The following is an 18,255-nucleotide window of genomic DNA, read 5'->3' as shown; positions in this document are numbered from 1 at the left end:
TTTTTGTCCGAGAAATAAATTTACTAGTTTGGAGTGATTAATTTGATAGATAAAATAAGATTACATAATTTTAAAGGATTCAATGAACAAGTAATAACTTTTAACAAAGGTAGAAACATTTTAATTGGAGAAAATGGAGTTGGAAAATCTTCAGTATTATTAGCTATATCCTGTGTTTTAAGTGGCAGTTATTCTACTATAGAGAAAATAGGGTTACATAATCTTTTTAATATAAATGCAATTAATGATTTTATGAGGGGTGATAAAACATTTGGTAAATTACCAGTAATGGAAATTGAATTATTTATAACAGAAGAAATAAATAATCATGAAATTAATGGGAAGAAAAACTCAACTAATCAAGAAAAAAATGGACTGAGTTTACATGTAAGTCCTAATGAAGAATACTCAGATTTAATAAAAGAATCCCTTGAAAGTACAAATATATTTCCTTTTGAGTATTATAAAGTTGAGTTTAGTACATTTTCAGGTAGATCATACAGTATTTATAAGAAGTATCCGAATTATATAAAATACTCATATCTAGATAGTTCAAGAGTAAATTCAAGTTACGCAATGAAAGACTATATTAAACGAATATATGAAAGTAAGACAGATCGAACTTTAAGACAAAAAATAAATAACAGGTATAGAGATATTACCCAACAATTTTCAGTTGATTTATATTCAGAGTTTGACTTAAAACCTATAGAGGATATAAAAATTAAACTAAACACTGAAAATGAGAATAGCTTTCAAGATAATATTACTGTTGAAAAATCAGGTATAATAATTCAAAATCTCGGCCAGGGAGAAAAAATGTTTATTAATACCGATTTTTTGCTTTCAAACGCTAAAGAGGAATCTGAGATTATTCTAATTGAAGAACCAGAAAATCATCTAAGTTATCTAAACATGCATAAACTTATTGACAAAGTGATCTCTGCAGGTAATGAAAAACAAACATTTATCGCTACTCATAGTAATATTGCTGCTTCAAGATTAGATTTGCAAAATGCGATTTTTTTTAGTGAAGACAGTATAATGAATTTAAATGAATTAGAAAAAGAAACAGCCAATTTCTTCAAAAAAGCACCAGATAACAATGTCTTAAACTTTATTCTTTCCAGGAAGGCTATATTAGTCGAGGGAGATGCGGAGTATATATTATTAAATGAGTTCTATAATTACTTAATCGGAGATGAGCCATATAATGATGATATTTCTATAATATCTTGTGGAGGTAAGACATTTAAGCGATATCTGAAAATAGCAAAACTATTAAATAAAAAAGTAGTTGTTATTACAGATAATGACCATGATTATGAAAAAAACATAACTAACAATTATTCAGATTTTGAATCTGAAAACGTAGAGATTTTTGCAGATAAAGACAATTTAAAACATACTTTTGAAGTAAGTTTATATGAAAATAACATTTCTTTTATAAATAATTATTTGGCTACTGGCTCTATGACTAACGGAGTTCAGAATTTTATGCTTGCTAATAAAGCTGAATCGGCTTTTAGACTATTAAGTTTATTTAGTGATAAAAACCCAAATACAAGTATAGAAAAATTTCAAATACCACCTTATATTAAGGATTCAATTAAATGGATAACGAATTGAATAATAAAAAAGTGATCAATGCTGTGGCGGGTGCTGGTAAAACAAGCTATATAATAGACCAGTTATCACTTGAAGATAAAAAAAGTTTAATATTAACATATACAACGGCAAATCAGGAAAATTTAAAAGAGAAGATAATTAAGAAATTTGGGTATCTACCATCAAATATCTTTATATATGGTTACTTTGAGTTTTTATTGAAATTTATCATTAAACCTTTATGTCCTTATTCGGTTAAAGATATATGCTTTGAGACACCGGATTTTAAAAATTCTATCCCTTTTACTAGAGATAAAACTAAAATATTTCATAGTAGAATGGCAAAATATATACTAAATGATTTGTTAGATTTCAAACAAAGAATGGATAAATACTTTGATGAGGTTTTTATTGATGAAATGCAGGACTTAGCTTCTGATGATTTTAAATGGATGCTTTCCCTAACAGATTTAAAAATACCTGTAACGTTAGTAGGTGACTTTTTTCAATCAACTTTTGCTTCAAGCCGACGAGGAAACCATTTAGGTAATTTATATAATGATTTTTCAACTTATGAAAGAAAAATTAAAGAAGCTGGATACTATTTTGATAAAATTACTTTGGTGAAAAGTCGTAGATGCACATCAACTGTCTGTAATTTTATTGAAAATAATTTGAGAATAAATATAGAATCTGCAACAGATACTTCCTCTGAAATAGTCAACATAACAGATTTAGAGGAAATCAAACAGATATTAGAGAATGATAAAATAAAGAAACTTTTTTATAGAAATTCGAATAGATATAATTTAAATGGTGAGAATTGGGGAAATTCAAAGGGCATGACGTTTGAAACTGTCTGCATAATTTTAAATGATGCCACATTTAATAAATATTATAAAAATGAATTAGAAGGATTAGCTCCCCAGACACTACGAAAATTCTATGTAGCATGCACTAGAAGTAGTGGAGATATATATTTCATTAGAGAAAAAGATATTCCTAACTACTTTAAAAAGTATTAGAAGTGAATACTATTAATACGTTATATGTGATCAATTGATACTATAAGTGAATAATTTTTACTTGAAAATATTTTTAATATGATGATCAAAAAGGGTGCGGAAACTTAATTATTCCACACCTTTTTAGTTTTAAAAACTCTCTTTAAATTTCTTGTGATTTAGAAAACAATTTTCGTATAAATCACTTATAGTAGAGATTAGAAACATAGATAAATAGAATAATGAATTTCAATCGATCCATATTTAAAGGAGACTTCCATGAGTTTCAAAGCTGACTTTAAACATGAAATACGTAACGTAATCAAAGACGTAGAAAAAGAAATAAATAAAACATGGAAAATTAAATATAAAGGGCATTCTATAGAAATTACAAACCAAATAAAAGAAGAGCAACTAATCATTGATGGTGTGACAGTTGATAAAAAACAACGAAAAAGTTTATTGACTCATATGATCCCTTATTCAAAATTGTCAGGGATATTGGAGCTTCAAGATGGTACAAAACACAAAGTGTCCGTTAAACTTGGTGGGTATGTACGATTTCGTTGTATGGTGAAGGTAGATCATGAAACGGTTTTAGATGAATCAATGAAGATAGACTTTCTCCCATGGGATCATAAAGAGAAAATCGTTCCCTTTATTCAACAACAAATTCAATCACATCATAAAATAGTAGACGACCGTTTACCCGATGAAGATTATTTATTTGACGAAAATGAACCACGATTGGCTCCCGGTTTATCTGATTATTATGTAGATGAACGACCTGCTCCTTTTTATGTGAAGAAACTATTGAAGCTTTTTGAAAAACAACTGAATCATCCTACAAACGAAACTAGAAAAAATACATATGAAAAAATCATTTCTAACAATATGGCGAGTCGCAACAGTGAGCTAATTGAACGATTTCAGCAAACACAATGGGATGAATCCCGTGTACAGCAAGAAGCGTTATGGCTTCTTGAACATGCGGCACATCGGGAGGTCGTCAAATTTGCAGTCATGATACTGGGATGTACAAACTGTGAAAAATACAAAGAGCTTTTATTCACAATAGGTATGCATGAAGAATTTACTTCTTATGTCGTATTTGCATTGAAGAATGGCACAAGTCAAGGAAACGAACATGTTTGGCGTCTTGCAAAGTCCGTTGATGGATGGGGGAAGATTTCGGCTGTTGAGCAATTGGAAGCATCGACGCCAGAAATAAAACGATGGCTACTAACAAAGGGCTGCGAAAATACAATCATGAATGAATACTTAGGCTATACTTGTGCTCTTCATGGTGATCTGGAATCAGCTTTATCAGAAGATGAAATGTCCAAAGAATTATATGATGGAGCGAACCTCATCATTCAAGCATTATTAGAAGATGAGGTTTCTATCTACGGTATCGAAGAGTATCCAAATGCAAGCTCAGTTCTCTGCCGTTTTATTCATCATGCTCGTAAGCACTGCCAAACAATTGAGGACTTTTATCCAATTTTGAAAATAAATGAGTTTTTAAATGATGAACAAGAGGTTTGGGGAGAACGATTGAATGATTCAGGGACACAGGGCGATTATAAGGCTGTCCAGGAAGCGGTTCAACCGTTTATCAATGACAGTAGATGGCCAAAGCTTGCAATCGATTCGTTACAACAGGGTTTTAGCTCCCAAGCACTTAAAATTGCTCTCTTTTATCGTTTAGATGTGATTGAACATCTATTTGCTTTACTTGAGAAAGATCCGGCAAATAGTGAAATATACTTTGCTGTGATGGACACAAATCATCACCAGCATATTAGAGAGCTTTGTACATTTGCAGAAACACATTTATCGTTATCAAACCTCTCCGATGATGAAGTGGCTTGTCTACAATATATTGTGCAAGATTTATATGAACACGAAGGTGTAGGATTGTCACTAATTCAAGCTGCACTTAGATCAGATGATGGAAATTTACAGTATCATGCTTTAAGTGTATTAAAAGAATGGTCTCCTTCGTATTCACAGCAAGCGGCCACAAGGGAATTGATTGAACATATTTCTGTGAAGACGAAGGATAAAGAAGATCGAAAATTAGCCAAACATTTGTTAAAGAAATAATATTTGATTAAGTACCGCATAACAATTCAGCGGGGATAAAACTTAAAAATATTAGAAAGCAGGCACACCATGCACACAATCAAAAAAATAGGCCAAACCTTCTCTTACATCACACCAATATCAAGAACCGACCGCCCCATCCTAGGCATGGTCGAAGGCAATAACAAAACATTAATGATCGATGCCGGTAACTCGGAAGATCATGCGAACTATTTTATCCAAAAGACCTTAAAACAAGAGAACGCCACGCCGGATATGGTTGTCCTCACTCATTGGCATTGGGATCATATTTTTGGTTTGCCAGCGCTGTCTGATTCGGTTTCAATTGCTTCTGCAAAGACCAGAAAGGAAATGGAGAAGCTTCTTCCGTTTTCGTGGTCTGATGAGGCGATTGATGAGCGGGTGAGGGAAGGAACGGAGATTGAGTTTTGCGCGAAGGCGATAAAAGAAGAGTATCAGGATCATCGAGACATTCAGGTGGTTTTACCGGAAGTCACGTTTGATGGTCGGATGGAGATTGATCTTGGCGGGGTCACTTGTGTTGTGCAGCATGTTGGGGGCGATCATGCCGCTGATTCAGTGATTGTGTATGTGAAAGAAGAGAAAATCCTGTTTCTTGCTGATTGCATTTATCCGAAAATGTATGCCGAAAAAGTACATTATACGGTGAAAGAAATCTTGCGTCTTTTAGATGAGTTAGATGCTTTTGATGCCGAAACGTATATTCCTTCACACCAAAGACCGTGGTCAAAAGAGGAGTTTCGTCGGGAAACAGATAAGCTTAGGATGATGGCGAAATTCACTGATCTATGTGGTGGAGATAAGCAGAAAATAACGAATGAATATAAAAAGTACGTGAACAGAGAACTGAAAGAGGATGAATTAGAAACTATAGAGTACTTTGTAGATGGGTATTAAATAATAAATAAAAAAGTCTCATTTGAGTGATTTTCCTCAAACGAGACTTTTTTATTTCTATGGTAACCCTACAAAGTCTTCTGCATCACGAACTGTGACAGACATATTTTTAGCATTAATAATAATGACACAATCCCAAGTTGGCTTAATTTGCAGTTCATCATTCTCATCAATACGGATAATCCCTTTAAATTCAACAGTCTGTTCTAGAAAGACCATTTTCTTTTCTGTATCATCTTTGACTGCTGTTACATGTTCAGGATAGTGAACTGTCCAATCATAAAAAGTAGTTTTCTTCATAGTTCCTCCTGCTTTTTTCATTCGTACACTTCTCCGAATACTTCTTCTGTTTGCCGGATGGTCAGAGATTTGTTGGTCGGATCAATTGAAATGACACAATCCCAAGTAGGTTTGATTTGTAGCTCGTTGTTTTCATCTATCCAGATCACACCGTTTAATTCAATTGATGATTCTAAAATGACCATCTTCTTTTCATGATGATCTGTTATTGCCGTTAAGTCTGCTTGTAATTGAATGGTCCAATCAAAAAAAGTGATCTTTTTCATTGTATCTCCTCTCATCATCGCTTATATTTCCATTATAACTTGAGTGTCTTCTGATACAATTTTTTATCAAATCTTCTAATACTAGAGAGGTAACTTACAGATGGACAAAATACCTGACCCATACGCCACGTTCAAAACCAAAATATCCAACTATCCAATCGAACAAAATCATTGGCAAGCCTTCAAAGATGGAACAACGATTAAACAATTAAAAGCGGGTACATGCATGATCAAGGCTGGCGATCCGGTGAAGCATGCCTATTTCTGCATAACAGGTCTCTTCCGTCTCTTCTATTTGTTACCGGATGGAAGGGAGTACAACGTGGCTTTTACGTTGGAAGATGATTTTGCTACTTCTTATGCAAGTATGATCAACGGGCAACCATCTCCTTATTCGATTGAAGCGATGGAGGATTCTATCGTGATTGAAATTCCGTATGATCTGCTTCAAATGTTGATGGACAGAAGTCATATGTGGGAGCGGTTTGTTCGGGTTAGTGTAGAAAGGCTGTATACGAGAAAGGAAGAGCGTGAGAGGGAACTGCTATATTTGCCAGCCATTGAGCGATATGAGGCGTTTTTATTGAAATATCCTGGGTTACATCAACGTATCGCTCAATATCATATTGCCTCATATATCGGTATTTCTCCTGTTTCGCTGAGCAGGCTGCTGCATACTGCTGAACATTAACCTATGTTAATGCACATTCTCTAGGTATGACGTACAATCATCACATCGTAGAAGAGTCGGGGGTATGATGATGAAATATATGATGGTTGTTTTATTAGAGTTCTATCCATCTTGGCTTGCTTTACCACGAGAGGAGCGCAGAATCCATGCGGCTTCGCTGCAAGAGTTGATACAGAAATATGAGGAACATGTGACGGTGCGCTTTTTTGATGCCGAAGCTCTTCCAGGTAAGGATTACACAGATTTTGTGATGTGTGAAACGGATGACCTAAAATTCTATCATTTTATGTGGGAAGAGATTAGAGATTCTATTCCTTACACAAGTGGTTATGTCAAAATGAAAGAGGTCATCATGGGAATGGAAAATGCTTTTCAAACATATGAAAAAGAATCTCTGAACATGGATCAGTAATCGAAAACCACCTGCTATTAGGTGGTTTTTTGTACATTCTATTTTTTGGTATAATCAAGGGTAAGGGAAGAACGGATAAATTTTGAACTGAATCGGAGGTACATATGAAACAGCTTTATATGAAGCAAAAGGTATTTAGTCTGAGCGGCAGGTTTACGGTAAAGGATCAGCAGGAGAACGATGTGTATGTGGTCGAAGGCAGCTTTATGAAGGTGCCGAAGACGTTTACCATTCTGAATACAGAACGAGAAGAAATTGCTCTGATTACGAAGAAAATGTTTAGCTTTTTGCCGAAGTTTTTAGTAGAAGTTGGTGGTCAAGAGGTATTGACGATCAAAAAAGAGTTTACGTTCTTTAAAGCAAAATATTCAATTGATGCCGCGGGTGTAGAAGTACAAGGTAACTGGTGGGATATGAATTTCCAAGTGCTCCAGAACGGCGAAGTGATCGGCCAAGTGAAGAAGGAATGGTTTACTTGGGGGGATAGCTATAAGGTCGATATTTTAAAAGAAGAGATGGAGCCTGTGATGATTGCACTCGTTGTTGCGATTGATTGTGTGAAGGCGGATGAAGCGGCGTCTAGGTCTTCGTCGACGGCAACAACGAATTCATAAGTGAGGTGAGCACACTGATCACATTCCAATACAAAGTATTTCTAACAGTCGTCGAGTGCGGCAGTTTTACAAAAGCCGGGGAGAAGCTTGGTTTGACGCAGTCTGGAGTCAGTCATAATATTGCGAAGCTTGAGTCAGAGTTAGGGGTCGTGCTGCTTCGGCGGAATCGAAACGGGTTGTCGTTAACGGACGCAGGTGAGCGGGTGATGCCGCATATTCGGCAAATCATTCATCATGCGTCATTGCTTGAGCAGGAGGCGGCGCTAATTCAAGGAATGGAAGTGGGGAGTATCAAGATCGGAACGTTCTCTAGTTTTTCTTCAAAAATGCTTCCGCAGCTGATTCATCTTTTTACCAAAAGGTATCCCAATATCCAAGTAGAGTTATATGAAGGTGGTTATGAGGAGATTGAGGAATGGATTGCATCTGGCACGATTGATGTTGGTTTTTTAACGCAGCCATCGAGAGAATTCGAAACCATTCCACTTTTCCAAGATGAATTGGTGGTGCTCATGCAAGAGGATCATCGCTTCAATACGAAGAAAGTGATAGAAGTTGACTCGTTACATGATGAATCATTCATTATGCCAAAGGCAGGTTGTGACCTGCTCATTAAGAAACTATTAACAGAAAGAGGCGTGAAGCCTCATGTTTTATTTGAAATTGGAGACAACAATACGCTCATTTCGATGGTTCAAGAAGGGCTCGGAGTGACCATCATTCCGACATTAATTTTGCCGCCGCAGATGTCTCATACGAAAGTGATTCCACTTGAGACAAGCGTATATCGTGAAATCAACTTGGCGTTCAAGTCATTTAAAGTAGCATCGCCATCGGCCAAAAGATGGATCGAAGTCGTCAAAGATCATTTTAAGTAAATTCAGCTTGAACGAGATGTCTCCCATTCAAGCTGATGATTTATTATATGGTCAACACGCCGCGAATAGTGATAACCGCTGCGCCTGCCACTTTGATCACAGGTTTTGATTCGTTCGGAATAACCGTAATGCGAAGGATGCCGGGTCTGCCAATGGCATCCCCTTGAGCAATGTTTAGACGAGTGGTTTCTTGCTGAGAAATGATACCCTCTACATAAAGATAACCAGCCAACGCCCCGTTTGCTGCCCCCGTCACAGGATCTTCAGGTATCCCAATCCCAGGTGCAAAATCCCTCGTGTAAAGATCAACTTCTTTTGTGGTGTGAAATGTATAAAGGTGAGTCGTCGTGATATTCTGCTCTTTATTCATTTTCCCTAAAGCCGCTAAGTTTGGTGCAGCTTGGTCAATGTCCTGTTGGTGCTTCATAGGAACAAGAAGATGCCAGTTTCCGGTGTTTGCTAATTTGATAGGATAAGATCGATCAATGCGGTCACTGCTGACACCAATCATGTCACTAAGCTCTTCTAAATCGATTATAAAATCTTGCGTTTTCGGCGTCACCTGCGTCATTTCCACACCGATGACTTTGCCATTTTCTTCGTGCCATACAACAGGAACATTGCCAATCTTCGTTTCTAACACGACCCCTGTTTTCTCTTTTGCCAGTCCAAGCTCCGTTGCCAAAAGCCAAGTCAATCCAACAGTCGCATGACCGCAGAAATTGACTTCATCTGTCGGAGTGAAGTATTTGACTCGATAATCAGCTTCTTTATCATGTGCAGGGAGCAAGAAGACAGATTCAGGTAAATTCAACTCTTTGGCGATATTCTGCATCTCATCCTCCGTTAAAAGATCACCATCCAACACGACCCCAGCAGCATTTCCTCCAAATTTCTCAGTTGTAAACGCATCGACATGATACACCCTAATGTCTCTCATATAATGAACCCTCCTATAGAATCTTGTTACGTTTATCATAAGTTTGATCATTGCATTCGTAAAATGAATCTTTTTGATACTTTAAATCGGAAGTGTTCATGTAAAGGGTAAGTTTTTCTCAGAATACAGGTTTGAGTAAAGTATAATGAAAGAAAAAATAAAGTGAGGGATGCATGATAGCTATAGGTGGATACATCAATATTGGCATCGTTTTTTATGAGGCTATTCATTTACCAAATACTTTTCGCCAATTGACTAATGATCTAGCTCAAAAAGAAATGTCTGTGACCAAAGTAAAGTTTAGTCAGGATCCTGATGGCGAAATGTGGATTGAGCACAGTATAAAAGAGAATCTTATGAAAGACGATGACTTTTCAGGTTATTATATGGAATTTGAATTGTCGGGATCGAAGCTAAATGATATGACCATCAATATACAAAAAGAAGCAGGTTACGTAGGATTCGTTATCTCTTTAAAGTGGACAGAGGTTGTTTCTCATGAAGTCATTCTTCTTCAACAGGGGATCATACGCTGTCTTGTGGATCTTTATCATACGCTTATGTTTGAATATGCGTTCATTGGACATGAAATTGAAGTAGAGGTTCATCCAGATGAGTTCGAAAAGTGCCTGCAAAAACAGCATGCTTTTCCAGTTGCTCTAATCGGTAAAGGAGATCATATAGACATTTATTATGGTGATGTAGCGATGGACGGTCTTTCTTCTCAAGAAAGAAGGATGGAATGTGTAAAGGTTGAAAGGTAAATCGTAAGAAAGCCTCCTGATTCAGGAGGCTTTTTCTGTGCATCACCCATAATAATTATTCGCCTGAATAAAAAATTGGGATTGCATGTAGTTATATGTGATTTTCGAGAAGTCGAAAGGCTGACCGTTTGTGAGATGAAAGACGGTTTCGACGCGGAGAGCGGGATCGTCTTGTTTAAGGCCGAGGTGTTTTGCTTCGGTTTCATTCAGTTTTCCTATTTGTAAGTACATATCCGAGAAGCCGACTTTGAGCCCGAGGCCTTCACTGATAAATTTAAAAACAGAATCGGCAGCAATTTCTGTGTTGAGATAGGGAATGATGGTTTTTCGGTAATAGGATTCTTCTAGACATAAGGTTTGTCCATTGATATAACGGATGCGTTTGAGATAAAAAACATCCTCATCTTCTTCAATATTCAAATTAAGCGCTGCTTCTTCGGGCGGTTTGATGGTGTCTAGTATTAAAAGCTCTGAAGTCAGTTGAAATTCCTCTAAATCTTTTTTAAACCCTTGGTTGGATAAAAGACTGATGTAGCCTTTGCGCCTATGTCTTCGAACAAAGATGCCGCTGCCCCTCACTTGATAGATAATTCCTTTTCTTTCGAGTAAGTCTAATGATTTGATAATGGTGCTTTTGCTCACAGCAAATTGGCTCATGAGGGTTTCGAGTACAGGAAGCTTGTCTCCTTGCTGTAGCTCATGGGTGACAATATATTTTTCAATATCGCTCGCAATTTGTTGATACTTTAACATAGCTATTCCTCTTTGTTTTCACGATTTATTGTCTTTGATTATAGCACATACCGATTTTTCTTTGATATGTTAAATGAAATTATATATGTATTGATAAATTGTACCGGTATAATTATAATGTACATATACTAGTAGTGATATAGCCAACGGACGTCATGATAACTATTGTGAAATTGGAGGAATAAATAATGACATTACCAAAAGATTTTCTATGGGGCGGCGCATTAGCTGCACATCAATTTGAAGGTGGATGGAATGAAGCAGGAAAAGGTCCAAGTGTTGTGGATGTAATGACAGCCGGTGCTCATGGAGTGCCGAGACAAATTACGGAGATGATAGAAGAAAGCAAATTTTATCCGAACCATGAAGCAATCGATTTCTATCATCGTTACAAGGAAGATATCGCGATGTTTGCCGAAATGGGCTTAAAATGCCTGCGTACATCCATCGGCTGGAGCCGAATTTTTCCAAATGGAGATGAAGCGGAACCGAATGAAGCAGGTTTGCAATTTTATGATGATGTATTCGATGAACTGCTCAAGCATGGCATCGAGCCTGTGATTACACTGTCTCACTTTGAGATGCCGCTTCATTTGGCAAGAGAATACGGCGGATTCAGAAGCCGAAAAGTGGCGGAATACTTCGCGAAATTTGCTGAAGTGTGCTTCAATCGTTACAAGGACAAGGTCACGTACTGGATGACATTTAATGAAATCAATAACAAAATGGATGTCAACAACCCGCTGTTCCTATGGACAAACTCAGGAGTATCTATCAAAGAAGGCGAAAATGCCAAAGAAATTATGTATCAAGCAGGACATCATGAATTACTAGCAAGTGCATGGGCAGTAGCAAAAGGCAAAGAAATCAATCCTGCTTTTCAAATTGGTGCAATGGTATCTCACGTACCAATCTATCCATATTCCTCAAATCCAGAGGACGTCATGCTTGCTGAAGAATATATGAGACAACGCTATTTCTTCCCAGACGTACAAGTTCGGGGCTACTATCCAAGCTATGCACTGAAAGAATTCGAACGCGAAGGCTATCATATTCCATTTGAAGAAGGCGATGAAGAAAGCTTAAGAAAAGGGAAAGTAGATTATCTCGGCTTTAGCTACTACATGTCGACAACGGTTAAAAGTGATGCAGTGTCTGATAACGAAGGAGACATTGTCAACGGAGCTCTTCCGCATGGTGTAGACAATCCTTATATCAAATCAAGCGACTGGGGTTGGTCCATTGACCCGACAGGCTTAAGATATACGTTGAATCGTTTTTACGATCGCTATCAAATCCCGCTCTTTATTGTTGAAAATGGATTTGGTGCCATTGATCAAGTGGAAGAAGATGGTTCCATTCATGACCCAGAACGGATTCAATATCTCGCTTCTCATATCGAAGCACTGAAAAAAGCCATCGAATACGACGGTGTTGACCTGATTGGCTACACACCTTGGGGTATCATTGACATCGTGTCATTCACAACAGGTGAAATGAAAAAACGCTATGGCATGATATACGTTGACCGCGACAACGAAGGCAACGGCTCAATGAAGAGACTCAAAAAAGATTCGTTTTCTTGGTACCAAAACGTCATTGCCACGAATGGTGAAGAAGTGTAATAAAGGAAAAAATAGAAACCCGAATGAGCGTGGTATATGCTTGTTCGGGTTTTTGTACTCTTTCGGAAAAATTGGTGTGTATATCCTTTTGTTCACTAGATATAAGTCTTATAATTTAGTAAGAAAGAAGAAGAGTGGAATAGGAGAGATCATAAATGACGAAATGGTGGATGATTCGTGCAGGCGACCAAAATGATTTAATTCCGATGTGGGAAGAGAAAGGCTTAGCATCAATCGGTTGGCCGAAATTAGGTAATCCAAAACAATATCAAACAAAGCAAGAAATGAATGCCCGAGCTGATGTCATCTTCGCCGAGAGCAAACCTTTTACAAGAAGAAGCTGGGTTAGTCAGGTATGGAGGTTTAGTAGAGAAATTCAAAAGGGAGATCGAATTATTACATACATAAAAGAAAGCCGTGAATACCGAGTTGGTACGGTGACTGCTCCACATTTTTTTGATGAAGCAGCAGGGGATAAAATGTATCCAAATCATATTCAAGTCAACTGGGAACCAATCGCAGTGAAACGAGATTCTCTTAGCCAATCAGCTAAAAACAGCCTCGGTTCTATATCCACAGTTTTTCGTGTAGATGATTGGGGAGAAGAAATTGAACGCCTACTGAAAAACCCTACTTCTATACCGGCATCCGAAGATGAAACCGAAGAAGATGAAATTATTGAAGATTTAGTCAGCAAAGCAACTGTGATGATTGCAGATAAGGTGGATAAATTAGACCCATGGAAGATGCAAGACTTAGTCGGGGGCCTACTGCAAGCCATGTCATACAATGTTCGTGTAAGTCCAAAAGGTCCTGACGGCGGTGTAGATGTATTAGCTTATAAAGATGCATTTGGGTTTGAAAAACCTATTATTAAAGTACAAGTCAAGCATCGAAAAACTTCAGCTAGTGCACCAGAAGTGCAACAACTATTAGGAGCCAACCCCATGAATGCAAATAGTTTATTTGTTTCTACTGGCGGATTTACCTCTCATGCAAAAGCTGTTGCAAAGCATAATGAAGTTCATCTATTGGACTTAGAAGAACTCGTCAATCTTATTGTACATTGGTATGAGGACATGCCAACAGAGACAAGATCTTTATTACCTTTGAGAAAAGTGTATGTGCCAGAGTAATTTTTTATTGTTTAAGTTTTATTAATGCCTGAATACAAAGAAAAAAGAGAGTAAAGGCGACAAAATAGTTCATTGGATTGTGAAAGATCTCCATGTTCAAGGATATTTGAAGGAGAATCCAAAGGACGAATATGACCATAACAACAGGAATGATTTTTTTATACATATTGATACTCCTTTTGAGAGAATGGTTTGTTTTTAGTTAGCATTGTCTCATATCGCTGCAGAGGTTGAAAAGAGATAAAGAAATGAATAGGTTTCATTACATGATTTGGTATAATTGATCTATAAAAACGTTAAATGGTAGATAAAGAATAGGAGTTGTTGTAATGAATCACACTCTGCAAATGGGAGCCAATACCGTACTAAACTCTCCAAAGGGACATGTATCCATCAGCTATGAAGTGTCATCTGACATTGATATTTCTTTAACGGCGTTTCTTTTAACAGATTCGGATCAAGTTGAAGGAGATCATGGCATTATTTTCTACAATCAACCAGAGAGTGCTTCTGGTGCAGCGGCACTTCTACCAGCAGAGGTATCAGGTCAATTGAAAAGGCATCAATTGAATTTTGATATGAGCAGAGTGCCTGCTGGAATCACAAAGATGGCTATTACATTAACAGAAGATCAAGGAACAGGGTTTTCTCAAGTGAAGCATTTGCAAGCAGAAATTCGAACAGGCGATGAGGTGTTTTATCTAACACCAGTAAACTTTACAAATGAAAAGGGCATTGTCGTAGTAGAGCTGTATATTAGAAACGGTGATACGAAAGCACGATCAATCTGGCGGGGATTCGATTCTGGGCTGGAAGGCCTATGCAAGCTTTATGGAGTGGAGGTTGAACCAGATGAACAGGAGATGTCTACACCTCCAATGGCTCCTGAAAAACAACCAATTGATGATCCTGCTCAAACGAAGGCAACAGCTAAAGAGCAAGTCGCTGCACCTATCAGTTTAGAAAAAGTTCAAGGTAAAATTAGTCTAGACAAAGGTCATAAACCGATCATCATTGAGAAAACGCCTGAGATCACAGCGACAGTATCTTGGGAGTCTGGCACCGATTATGATATTTATGCATTGGTCTACACAAAGTCAGGAAAGCAAGAAGATGTGGCTATGTTTGGTGCGAAAGGAATTCCTGCTCTCAAAAGTTACGGCAACGGAGCTGTTGAGCATATGGGAGATGTCGGTAGAGACCATGAATCAATGAAAACAGAAGTGATTAAACTTCGGTTAAATGATGATATCCTTGCTGTCGTTCCGGTTGTTTATTCTGCTCAATCAAACGGGACAGGTTCTTTTTATAGATATAGAGTATCTATGAGTCTCGATAATCATCAAGGAACGTCTGTGACGATTCATTCCAAACATGCCAATGACAATGATCGTATTTATTCTTGTGTGCCAGGTATGCTTCAAAATACAAATGATGGTGTAATCATCCGCCCACTTGAGCTTTACAGCAAACCAAACTCTGAGCGCAGACCGAAATTAAAAATGAAGTCTTCTAATGAAATTGAGGTATTGATGGATAAAGGACCTGTCAATGATTACAAATAAAAAGGATGTATGGCTAGCTCAAAAAAGGTGACTTCTATGAATAATAAGCCCCAAAAAATTGAAACTCTAAAAAGAAAAAGCAGAAGAAAGCACTTAATGAACGAAGCTATATGACACTTCCAAAAAACGCATTTTTATTGGATTATGCATAGAACGAACGGAATATTATCATGAGCTAAGTATTTGGGGTGTGTAAGAAATAACAAATTTGGTGCACAGCTTGCATAAACCATAGCTTTTTTATTTAACTTTTGCTTAAATAGTCCCAAAGTTATATTTTTTGGTTCGAATAAACAATTAATTGAGTACAAATATCTAATTTTTTGTTAAAAATTTCTTTTGCCAACCGATATAGATATTATCATCCAAAAATGTTCGTTTCAGGAAATTGAATTTGTGATGAAACACTATATCGTTATGAGGGAAGGAAGTTTAAAATGAAGTTTTTAAAGAAAAGTTGGAAGTATATTGTAGTAGCCATTGTTGCTATGTTTATCGGATCGGCAATGTCTGGTTCATCCCCATCAAAAGCAAGTGAAAAGCTAAAGAAAGAAAACGAAACTCTGCAGAAAAAAGTAGATGAGTTAGCTCCATATGCAAAGTTAGCCGAAGCTGATGCAAAAGAAAAAATGGAGAGAATAGAAAAGAAAAAAGAAGAAGAAGCAAAAGCTAAAAAAGAAGAAGAGAAAAAGAAAGAAGAATTAGCAAAGAAAAAAGCTGAGGAACAAGAGAAAAAGGGTTACGATACTGGTATCACTTACGATCAATTGGCTAGAACACCTGAAAAATATAAAGGAAAAAAAGTGAAATTTAAAGGTGAAGTTGTCCAAGTCATGGAAGGTGACGGTACGACAGAAATAAGAGTAGCTGTAGATGAATATTACAATGATATTGTTTATGGCGCTTATCAAGCTGATCTCGTTAAATCACGAGTCTTAGAAGGAGACGTAATTACTCTTATGGGTACTTCTGAGGGTGTCATTACATATGAATCCACGACAGATGGTAATATTACAATTCCAAGCGTAAATATTGAGAAAATCGAGAATTAAGGTTTTCTATCGAACACTTAAAAAGCTTTTAATTGGATTAAGAGTCAACCGTCAAAGTTGGTAGACGATCAAAAAGGAGTGGCCACCTGCCACTCCTTTTTTTGTATCAAATCCTCTCAAATTTAAGCAATTCACTATCATTACCTTTCACATTCATATAAAATAAGATCAGTAAAAAATTGAAGAAATGCTTGATACATGAAGGGCATGTAAGCGGTGAGCTGCATGACATGATGAGATGTATGAACGTGAAGGCTGTAAAGCTGTTCTTCCTCACATATAAGATCTATAAATGGTCACTTCATTGCGATGGTGTTGAGGGGTGTGTCAGGATGAGGAATCCGTATGTGAGAACGGCTTCTAGTCTATATATGAATTACTTTTTATTAGGTATGGTCAATATCATTTTGGCTTCCAATATGCCATTTTTAATCAAACAGTTAGATACAAATAGTGCAGGAATTAGTTATATGATTTCGGCTCTTGGCATTGGTAGGGTGCTCACGTATGGTTTATCGGGTGTTCTATCAGATCGTTTTGGGCGAAAGCCTGTCATTTTGGTTTCGGGTGTGCTGATGGCTGTGTTCCTCATCGGAATTCCGTTGTCTCCAAATTATCAAATCGCGTTTGCATTTGCCATTTTGGCAGGGGTCGCGAATTCGGCAATGGACGCAGGAACGTATCCTGCATTAATGGAGGCTTTTCCGCAAAACTCGGGATCTGCGAATGTGATGGTGAAGGCCTTTATATCCATTGGGGCAACTATTTTGCCACTTGCGATTTTCTTTTTGGCAGAGCATGATTTGTTTTATGGAATGGCATTTTTTGTTCCTGCTCTGATCTATCTTGTGAATGTCTTGATGCTATGGACCTTGCCATTTCCAAATCATCGCAAGGTGGAACAAGTCCAGGTAACGGAGCAGGACGGACGTCCGCGCTTCTCGACAGAGCCTACATTTTGGAGAGAAGGGGTGGCGCTCATTATGATCAGCTTTACGTCAAATGGGTTATATGCGTTGCCGCAAATATGGCTTCCTACTTACGGTGAGGCCATATTGGGTATGACATCGGGCAGTGCTGTGAAACTGCTCAGTTACTATAGCATGGGCGGGCTGCTGTCTGTCGTGATGCTCGCATTTCTGTTGCGCCGTTTTGTCCGTCCGGTCACTGTGCTGCTGATCTATCCAATCATTACACTAGTTTCTATTTGTGTACTCTTGGTCGTGAAATCCCCGGTCATCGGAACCGTCAATGCTTTTATATTGGGATTTTCAACAGCAGGAGTTTTTCAGCTGACGTTAACTGTGATGGCTGAATTTTTCTGGAAAAACAAAGGGACGATGACAGGGATTATTTCCACAGCGGGCGGCGTGTCGGCTATCGTCATCCCAGTCGTAACAGGCTTAATTCAGAGTCACTCGTCCATTTTACAAATCTTTATGTTCGATGCAGTTGTGGCTGTTGCGGCCATTATCGGCGCATTGTATATCCTGTATCGATACCGTCAAATCATGGTACATGATTAAAAAAAGACGACCCCTGTCGGAAATCGTCTCAGCGTGAAGACAAACCCTCGCATTCGTTGTCAGGGCTGTGCTCCGGCGCTCACGAATGTCAAAT

19 protein-coding genes are annotated in these 18,255 nt (G+C 37.6%); 14 read left to right on the top strand and 5 right to left on the bottom strand.

Annotated features, from left to right (window positions below; genetic code table 11):
- Positions 1 to 42: 42 nt before the first annotated feature.
- The 4 genes from MHI35_RS18445 (at position 43) to MHI35_RS18430 (ending at position 5,639) form a co-directional block, all read left to right on the top strand.
- Positions 43 to 1,629 carry an ATP-dependent nuclease gene (locus MHI35_RS18445; protein WP_335349413.1) on the top strand — a complete coding sequence of 529 codons (1,587 nt, stop codon included), beginning with the start codon at positions 43 to 45 and terminating at the stop codon, positions 1,627 to 1,629.
- Complete coding sequence (locus MHI35_RS18440; protein WP_335349414.1) at positions 1,614 to 2,633, top strand: hypothetical protein; 1,020 nt, start codon at positions 1,614 to 1,616, stop codon at positions 2,631 to 2,633. The genes MHI35_RS18445 and MHI35_RS18440 overlap by 16 nt, the downstream gene beginning before the upstream one ends.
- Before the next feature lie 258 nt (positions 2,634 to 2,891).
- Complete coding sequence (locus MHI35_RS18435; RefSeq protein WP_335349415.1) at positions 2,892 to 4,721, top strand: hypothetical protein; 1,830 nt, start codon at positions 2,892 to 2,894, stop codon at positions 4,719 to 4,721.
- Positions 4,722 to 4,790: 69 nt separating this feature from the next.
- The gene (locus MHI35_RS18430; RefSeq protein ID WP_335349416.1) at positions 4,791 to 5,639 is read left to right on the top strand and encodes an MBL fold metallo-hydrolase; all 849 of its coding nucleotides are present in this window, start codon (positions 4,791 to 4,793) and stop codon (positions 5,637 to 5,639) included.
- A 57-nt stretch (positions 5,640 to 5,696) separates the two neighbouring features.
- Here the strand turns inward: MHI35_RS18430 and MHI35_RS18425 are convergent, their stop codons facing one another.
- Complete coding sequence (locus MHI35_RS18425; protein WP_211062774.1) at positions 5,697 to 5,939, bottom strand: hypothetical protein; 243 nt, start codon at positions 5,937 to 5,939, stop codon at positions 5,697 to 5,699.
- Positions 5,940 to 5,956: 17 nt separating this feature from the next.
- Positions 5,957 to 6,205 (bottom strand): hypothetical protein, encoded by a 249-nt coding sequence (locus MHI35_RS18420; protein ID WP_335349417.1) that lies wholly within the window; start codon positions 6,203 to 6,205, stop codon positions 5,957 to 5,959.
- A 100-nt stretch (positions 6,206 to 6,305) separates the two neighbouring features.
- Here MHI35_RS18420 and MHI35_RS18415 point away from each other — a divergent pair, with 100 nt between their 5' ends.
- The 4 genes from MHI35_RS18415 (at position 6,306) to MHI35_RS18400 (ending at position 8,800) form a co-directional block, all read left to right on the top strand.
- Positions 6,306 to 6,896, top strand: coding sequence for a Crp/Fnr family transcriptional regulator (locus tag MHI35_RS18415; protein ID WP_335349418.1), 591 nt, complete (start codon positions 6,306 to 6,308; stop codon positions 6,894 to 6,896).
- A gap of 70 nt (positions 6,897 to 6,966) precedes the next feature.
- On the top strand, positions 6,967 to 7,308 hold the full coding sequence (locus tag MHI35_RS18410; protein WP_335349419.1) for a darcynin family protein: 342 nt from the start codon (positions 6,967 to 6,969) through the stop codon (positions 7,306 to 7,308).
- A 104-nt stretch (positions 7,309 to 7,412) separates the two neighbouring features.
- Entirely contained in the window at positions 7,413 to 7,922 is a 510-nt protein-coding gene (locus MHI35_RS18405; protein ID WP_335349420.1) for an LURP-one-related/scramblase family protein, read from the top strand.
- Between the two features lie 5 nt (positions 7,923 to 7,927).
- Entirely contained in the window at positions 7,928 to 8,800 is an 873-nt protein-coding gene (locus MHI35_RS18400; protein ID WP_335349421.1) for a LysR family transcriptional regulator, read from the top strand.
- A gap of 43 nt (positions 8,801 to 8,843) precedes the next feature.
- Here MHI35_RS18400 and MHI35_RS18395 read toward each other — a convergent pair whose 3' ends face one another.
- Positions 8,844 to 9,740, bottom strand: coding sequence for a PhzF family phenazine biosynthesis protein (locus MHI35_RS18395; protein ID WP_335349422.1), 897 nt, complete (start codon positions 9,738 to 9,740; stop codon positions 8,844 to 8,846).
- Positions 9,741 to 9,913: 173 nt separating this feature from the next.
- Between MHI35_RS18395 and MHI35_RS18390 the strand changes: the two genes are divergently transcribed.
- Complete coding sequence (locus MHI35_RS18390) at positions 9,914 to 10,504, top strand: Imm64 family immunity protein (protein WP_211062769.1); 591 nt, start codon at positions 9,914 to 9,916, stop codon at positions 10,502 to 10,504.
- 42 nt (positions 10,505 to 10,546) lie between these two features.
- Here the strand turns inward: MHI35_RS18390 and MHI35_RS18385 are convergent, their stop codons facing one another.
- A complete protein-coding gene (locus MHI35_RS18385; protein ID WP_211062768.1) occupies positions 10,547 to 11,257 on the bottom strand; it encodes a GntR family transcriptional regulator in 711 nt (236 codons plus the stop codon).
- 185 nt (positions 11,258 to 11,442) lie between these two features.
- On the opposite strand from MHI35_RS18385, the gene bglA reads away from it, so the two are divergent.
- Together bglA and MHI35_RS18375 are read left to right on the top strand one after the other, a co-directional pair.
- Positions 11,443 to 12,882 (top strand): 6-phospho-beta-glucosidase BglA, encoded by a 1,440-nt coding sequence (bglA, locus tag MHI35_RS18380; RefSeq protein WP_335349448.1) that lies wholly within the window; start codon positions 11,443 to 11,445, stop codon positions 12,880 to 12,882.
- Positions 12,883 to 13,037: 155 nt separating this feature from the next.
- Positions 13,038 to 14,018: a restriction endonuclease gene (locus tag MHI35_RS18375; RefSeq protein ID WP_335349423.1), complete on the top strand. Its 981-nt coding sequence runs from the start codon at positions 13,038 to 13,040 to the stop codon at positions 14,016 to 14,018.
- 4 nt (positions 14,019 to 14,022) lie between these two features.
- Here the strand turns inward: MHI35_RS18375 and MHI35_RS18370 are convergent, their stop codons facing one another.
- Positions 14,023 to 14,184 (bottom strand): hypothetical protein, encoded by a 162-nt coding sequence (locus MHI35_RS18370; protein ID WP_335349424.1) that lies wholly within the window; start codon positions 14,182 to 14,184, stop codon positions 14,023 to 14,025.
- A gap of 163 nt (positions 14,185 to 14,347) precedes the next feature.
- Here MHI35_RS18370 and MHI35_RS18365 point away from each other — a divergent pair, with 163 nt between their 5' ends.
- From MHI35_RS18365 to MHI35_RS18355, 3 genes are all read left to right on the top strand, one after another.
- Positions 14,348 to 15,583 carry a TerD family protein gene (locus MHI35_RS18365; protein ID WP_335349425.1) on the top strand — a complete coding sequence of 412 codons (1,236 nt, stop codon included), beginning with the start codon at positions 14,348 to 14,350 and terminating at the stop codon, positions 15,581 to 15,583.
- Positions 15,584 to 16,020: 437 nt separating this feature from the next.
- A complete protein-coding gene (locus MHI35_RS18360; RefSeq protein ID WP_335349426.1) occupies positions 16,021 to 16,635 on the top strand; it encodes a hypothetical protein in 615 nt (204 codons plus the stop codon).
- 332 nt (positions 16,636 to 16,967) lie between these two features.
- A complete protein-coding gene (locus MHI35_RS18355; RefSeq protein ID WP_335349427.1) occupies positions 16,968 to 18,161 on the top strand; it encodes an MFS transporter in 1,194 nt (397 codons plus the stop codon).
- Positions 18,162 to 18,255 lie beyond the last annotated feature (94 nt).

It is taken from the genome of Bacillus sp. FSL K6-3459 (assembly GCF_038003305.1).
GTDB lineage: Bacteria > Bacillota > Bacilli > Bacillales > Bacillaceae > Bacillus > Bacillus pumilus_O.
The sequence above is the reverse complement of the archived record's forward strand: the minus strand, read 5'-3'. Positions and strand labels throughout refer to the sequence as shown.

Bases quoted from the DNA above. Each gene is read 5' to 3' on its own strand.
- MHI35_RS18440 (WP_335349414.1), top strand. From the start codon at position 1,614: ATGGATAACGAATTGAATAATAAAAAAGTGATCAATGCTGTGGCGGGT.
- MHI35_RS18435 (WP_335349415.1), top strand. From the start codon at position 2,892: ATGAGTTTCAAAGCTGACTTTAAACATGAAATACGTAACGTAATCAAA.
- MHI35_RS18430 (WP_335349416.1), top strand. From the start codon at position 4,791: ATGCACACAATCAAAAAAATAGGCCAAACCTTCTCTTACATCACACCA.
- MHI35_RS18425 (WP_211062774.1), bottom strand. From the start codon at position 5,939: ATGAAGAAAACTACTTTTTATGATTGGACAGTTCACTATCCTGAACAT.
- MHI35_RS18420 (WP_335349417.1), bottom strand. From the start codon at position 6,205: ATGAAAAAGATCACTTTTTTTGATTGGACCATTCAATTACAAGCAGAC.
- MHI35_RS18415 (WP_335349418.1), top strand. From the start codon at position 6,306: ATGGACAAAATACCTGACCCATACGCCACGTTCAAAACCAAAATATCC.
- MHI35_RS18410 (WP_335349419.1), top strand. From the start codon at position 6,967: ATGAAATATATGATGGTTGTTTTATTAGAGTTCTATCCATCTTGGCTT.
- MHI35_RS18405 (WP_335349420.1), top strand. From the start codon at position 7,413: ATGAAACAGCTTTATATGAAGCAAAAGGTATTTAGTCTGAGCGGCAGG.
- MHI35_RS18395 (WP_335349422.1), bottom strand. From the start codon at position 9,740: ATGAGAGACATTAGGGTGTATCATGTCGATGCGTTTACAACTGAGAAA.
- MHI35_RS18390 (WP_211062769.1), top strand. From the start codon at position 9,914: ATGATAGCTATAGGTGGATACATCAATATTGGCATCGTTTTTTATGAG.
- MHI35_RS18385 (WP_211062768.1), bottom strand. From the start codon at position 11,257: ATGTTAAAGTATCAACAAATTGCGAGCGATATTGAAAAATATATTGTC.
- MHI35_RS18375 (WP_335349423.1), top strand. From the start codon at position 13,038: ATGACGAAATGGTGGATGATTCGTGCAGGCGACCAAAATGATTTAATT.
- MHI35_RS18370 (WP_335349424.1), bottom strand. From the start codon at position 14,184: ATGTATAAAAAAATCATTCCTGTTGTTATGGTCATATTCGTCCTTTGG.
- MHI35_RS18365 (WP_335349425.1), top strand. From the start codon at position 14,348: ATGAATCACACTCTGCAAATGGGAGCCAATACCGTACTAAACTCTCCA.
- MHI35_RS18360 (WP_335349426.1), top strand. From the start codon at position 16,021: ATGAAGTTTTTAAAGAAAAGTTGGAAGTATATTGTAGTAGCCATTGTT.
- MHI35_RS18355 (WP_335349427.1), top strand. From the start codon at position 16,968: ATGAGGAATCCGTATGTGAGAACGGCTTCTAGTCTATATATGAATTAC.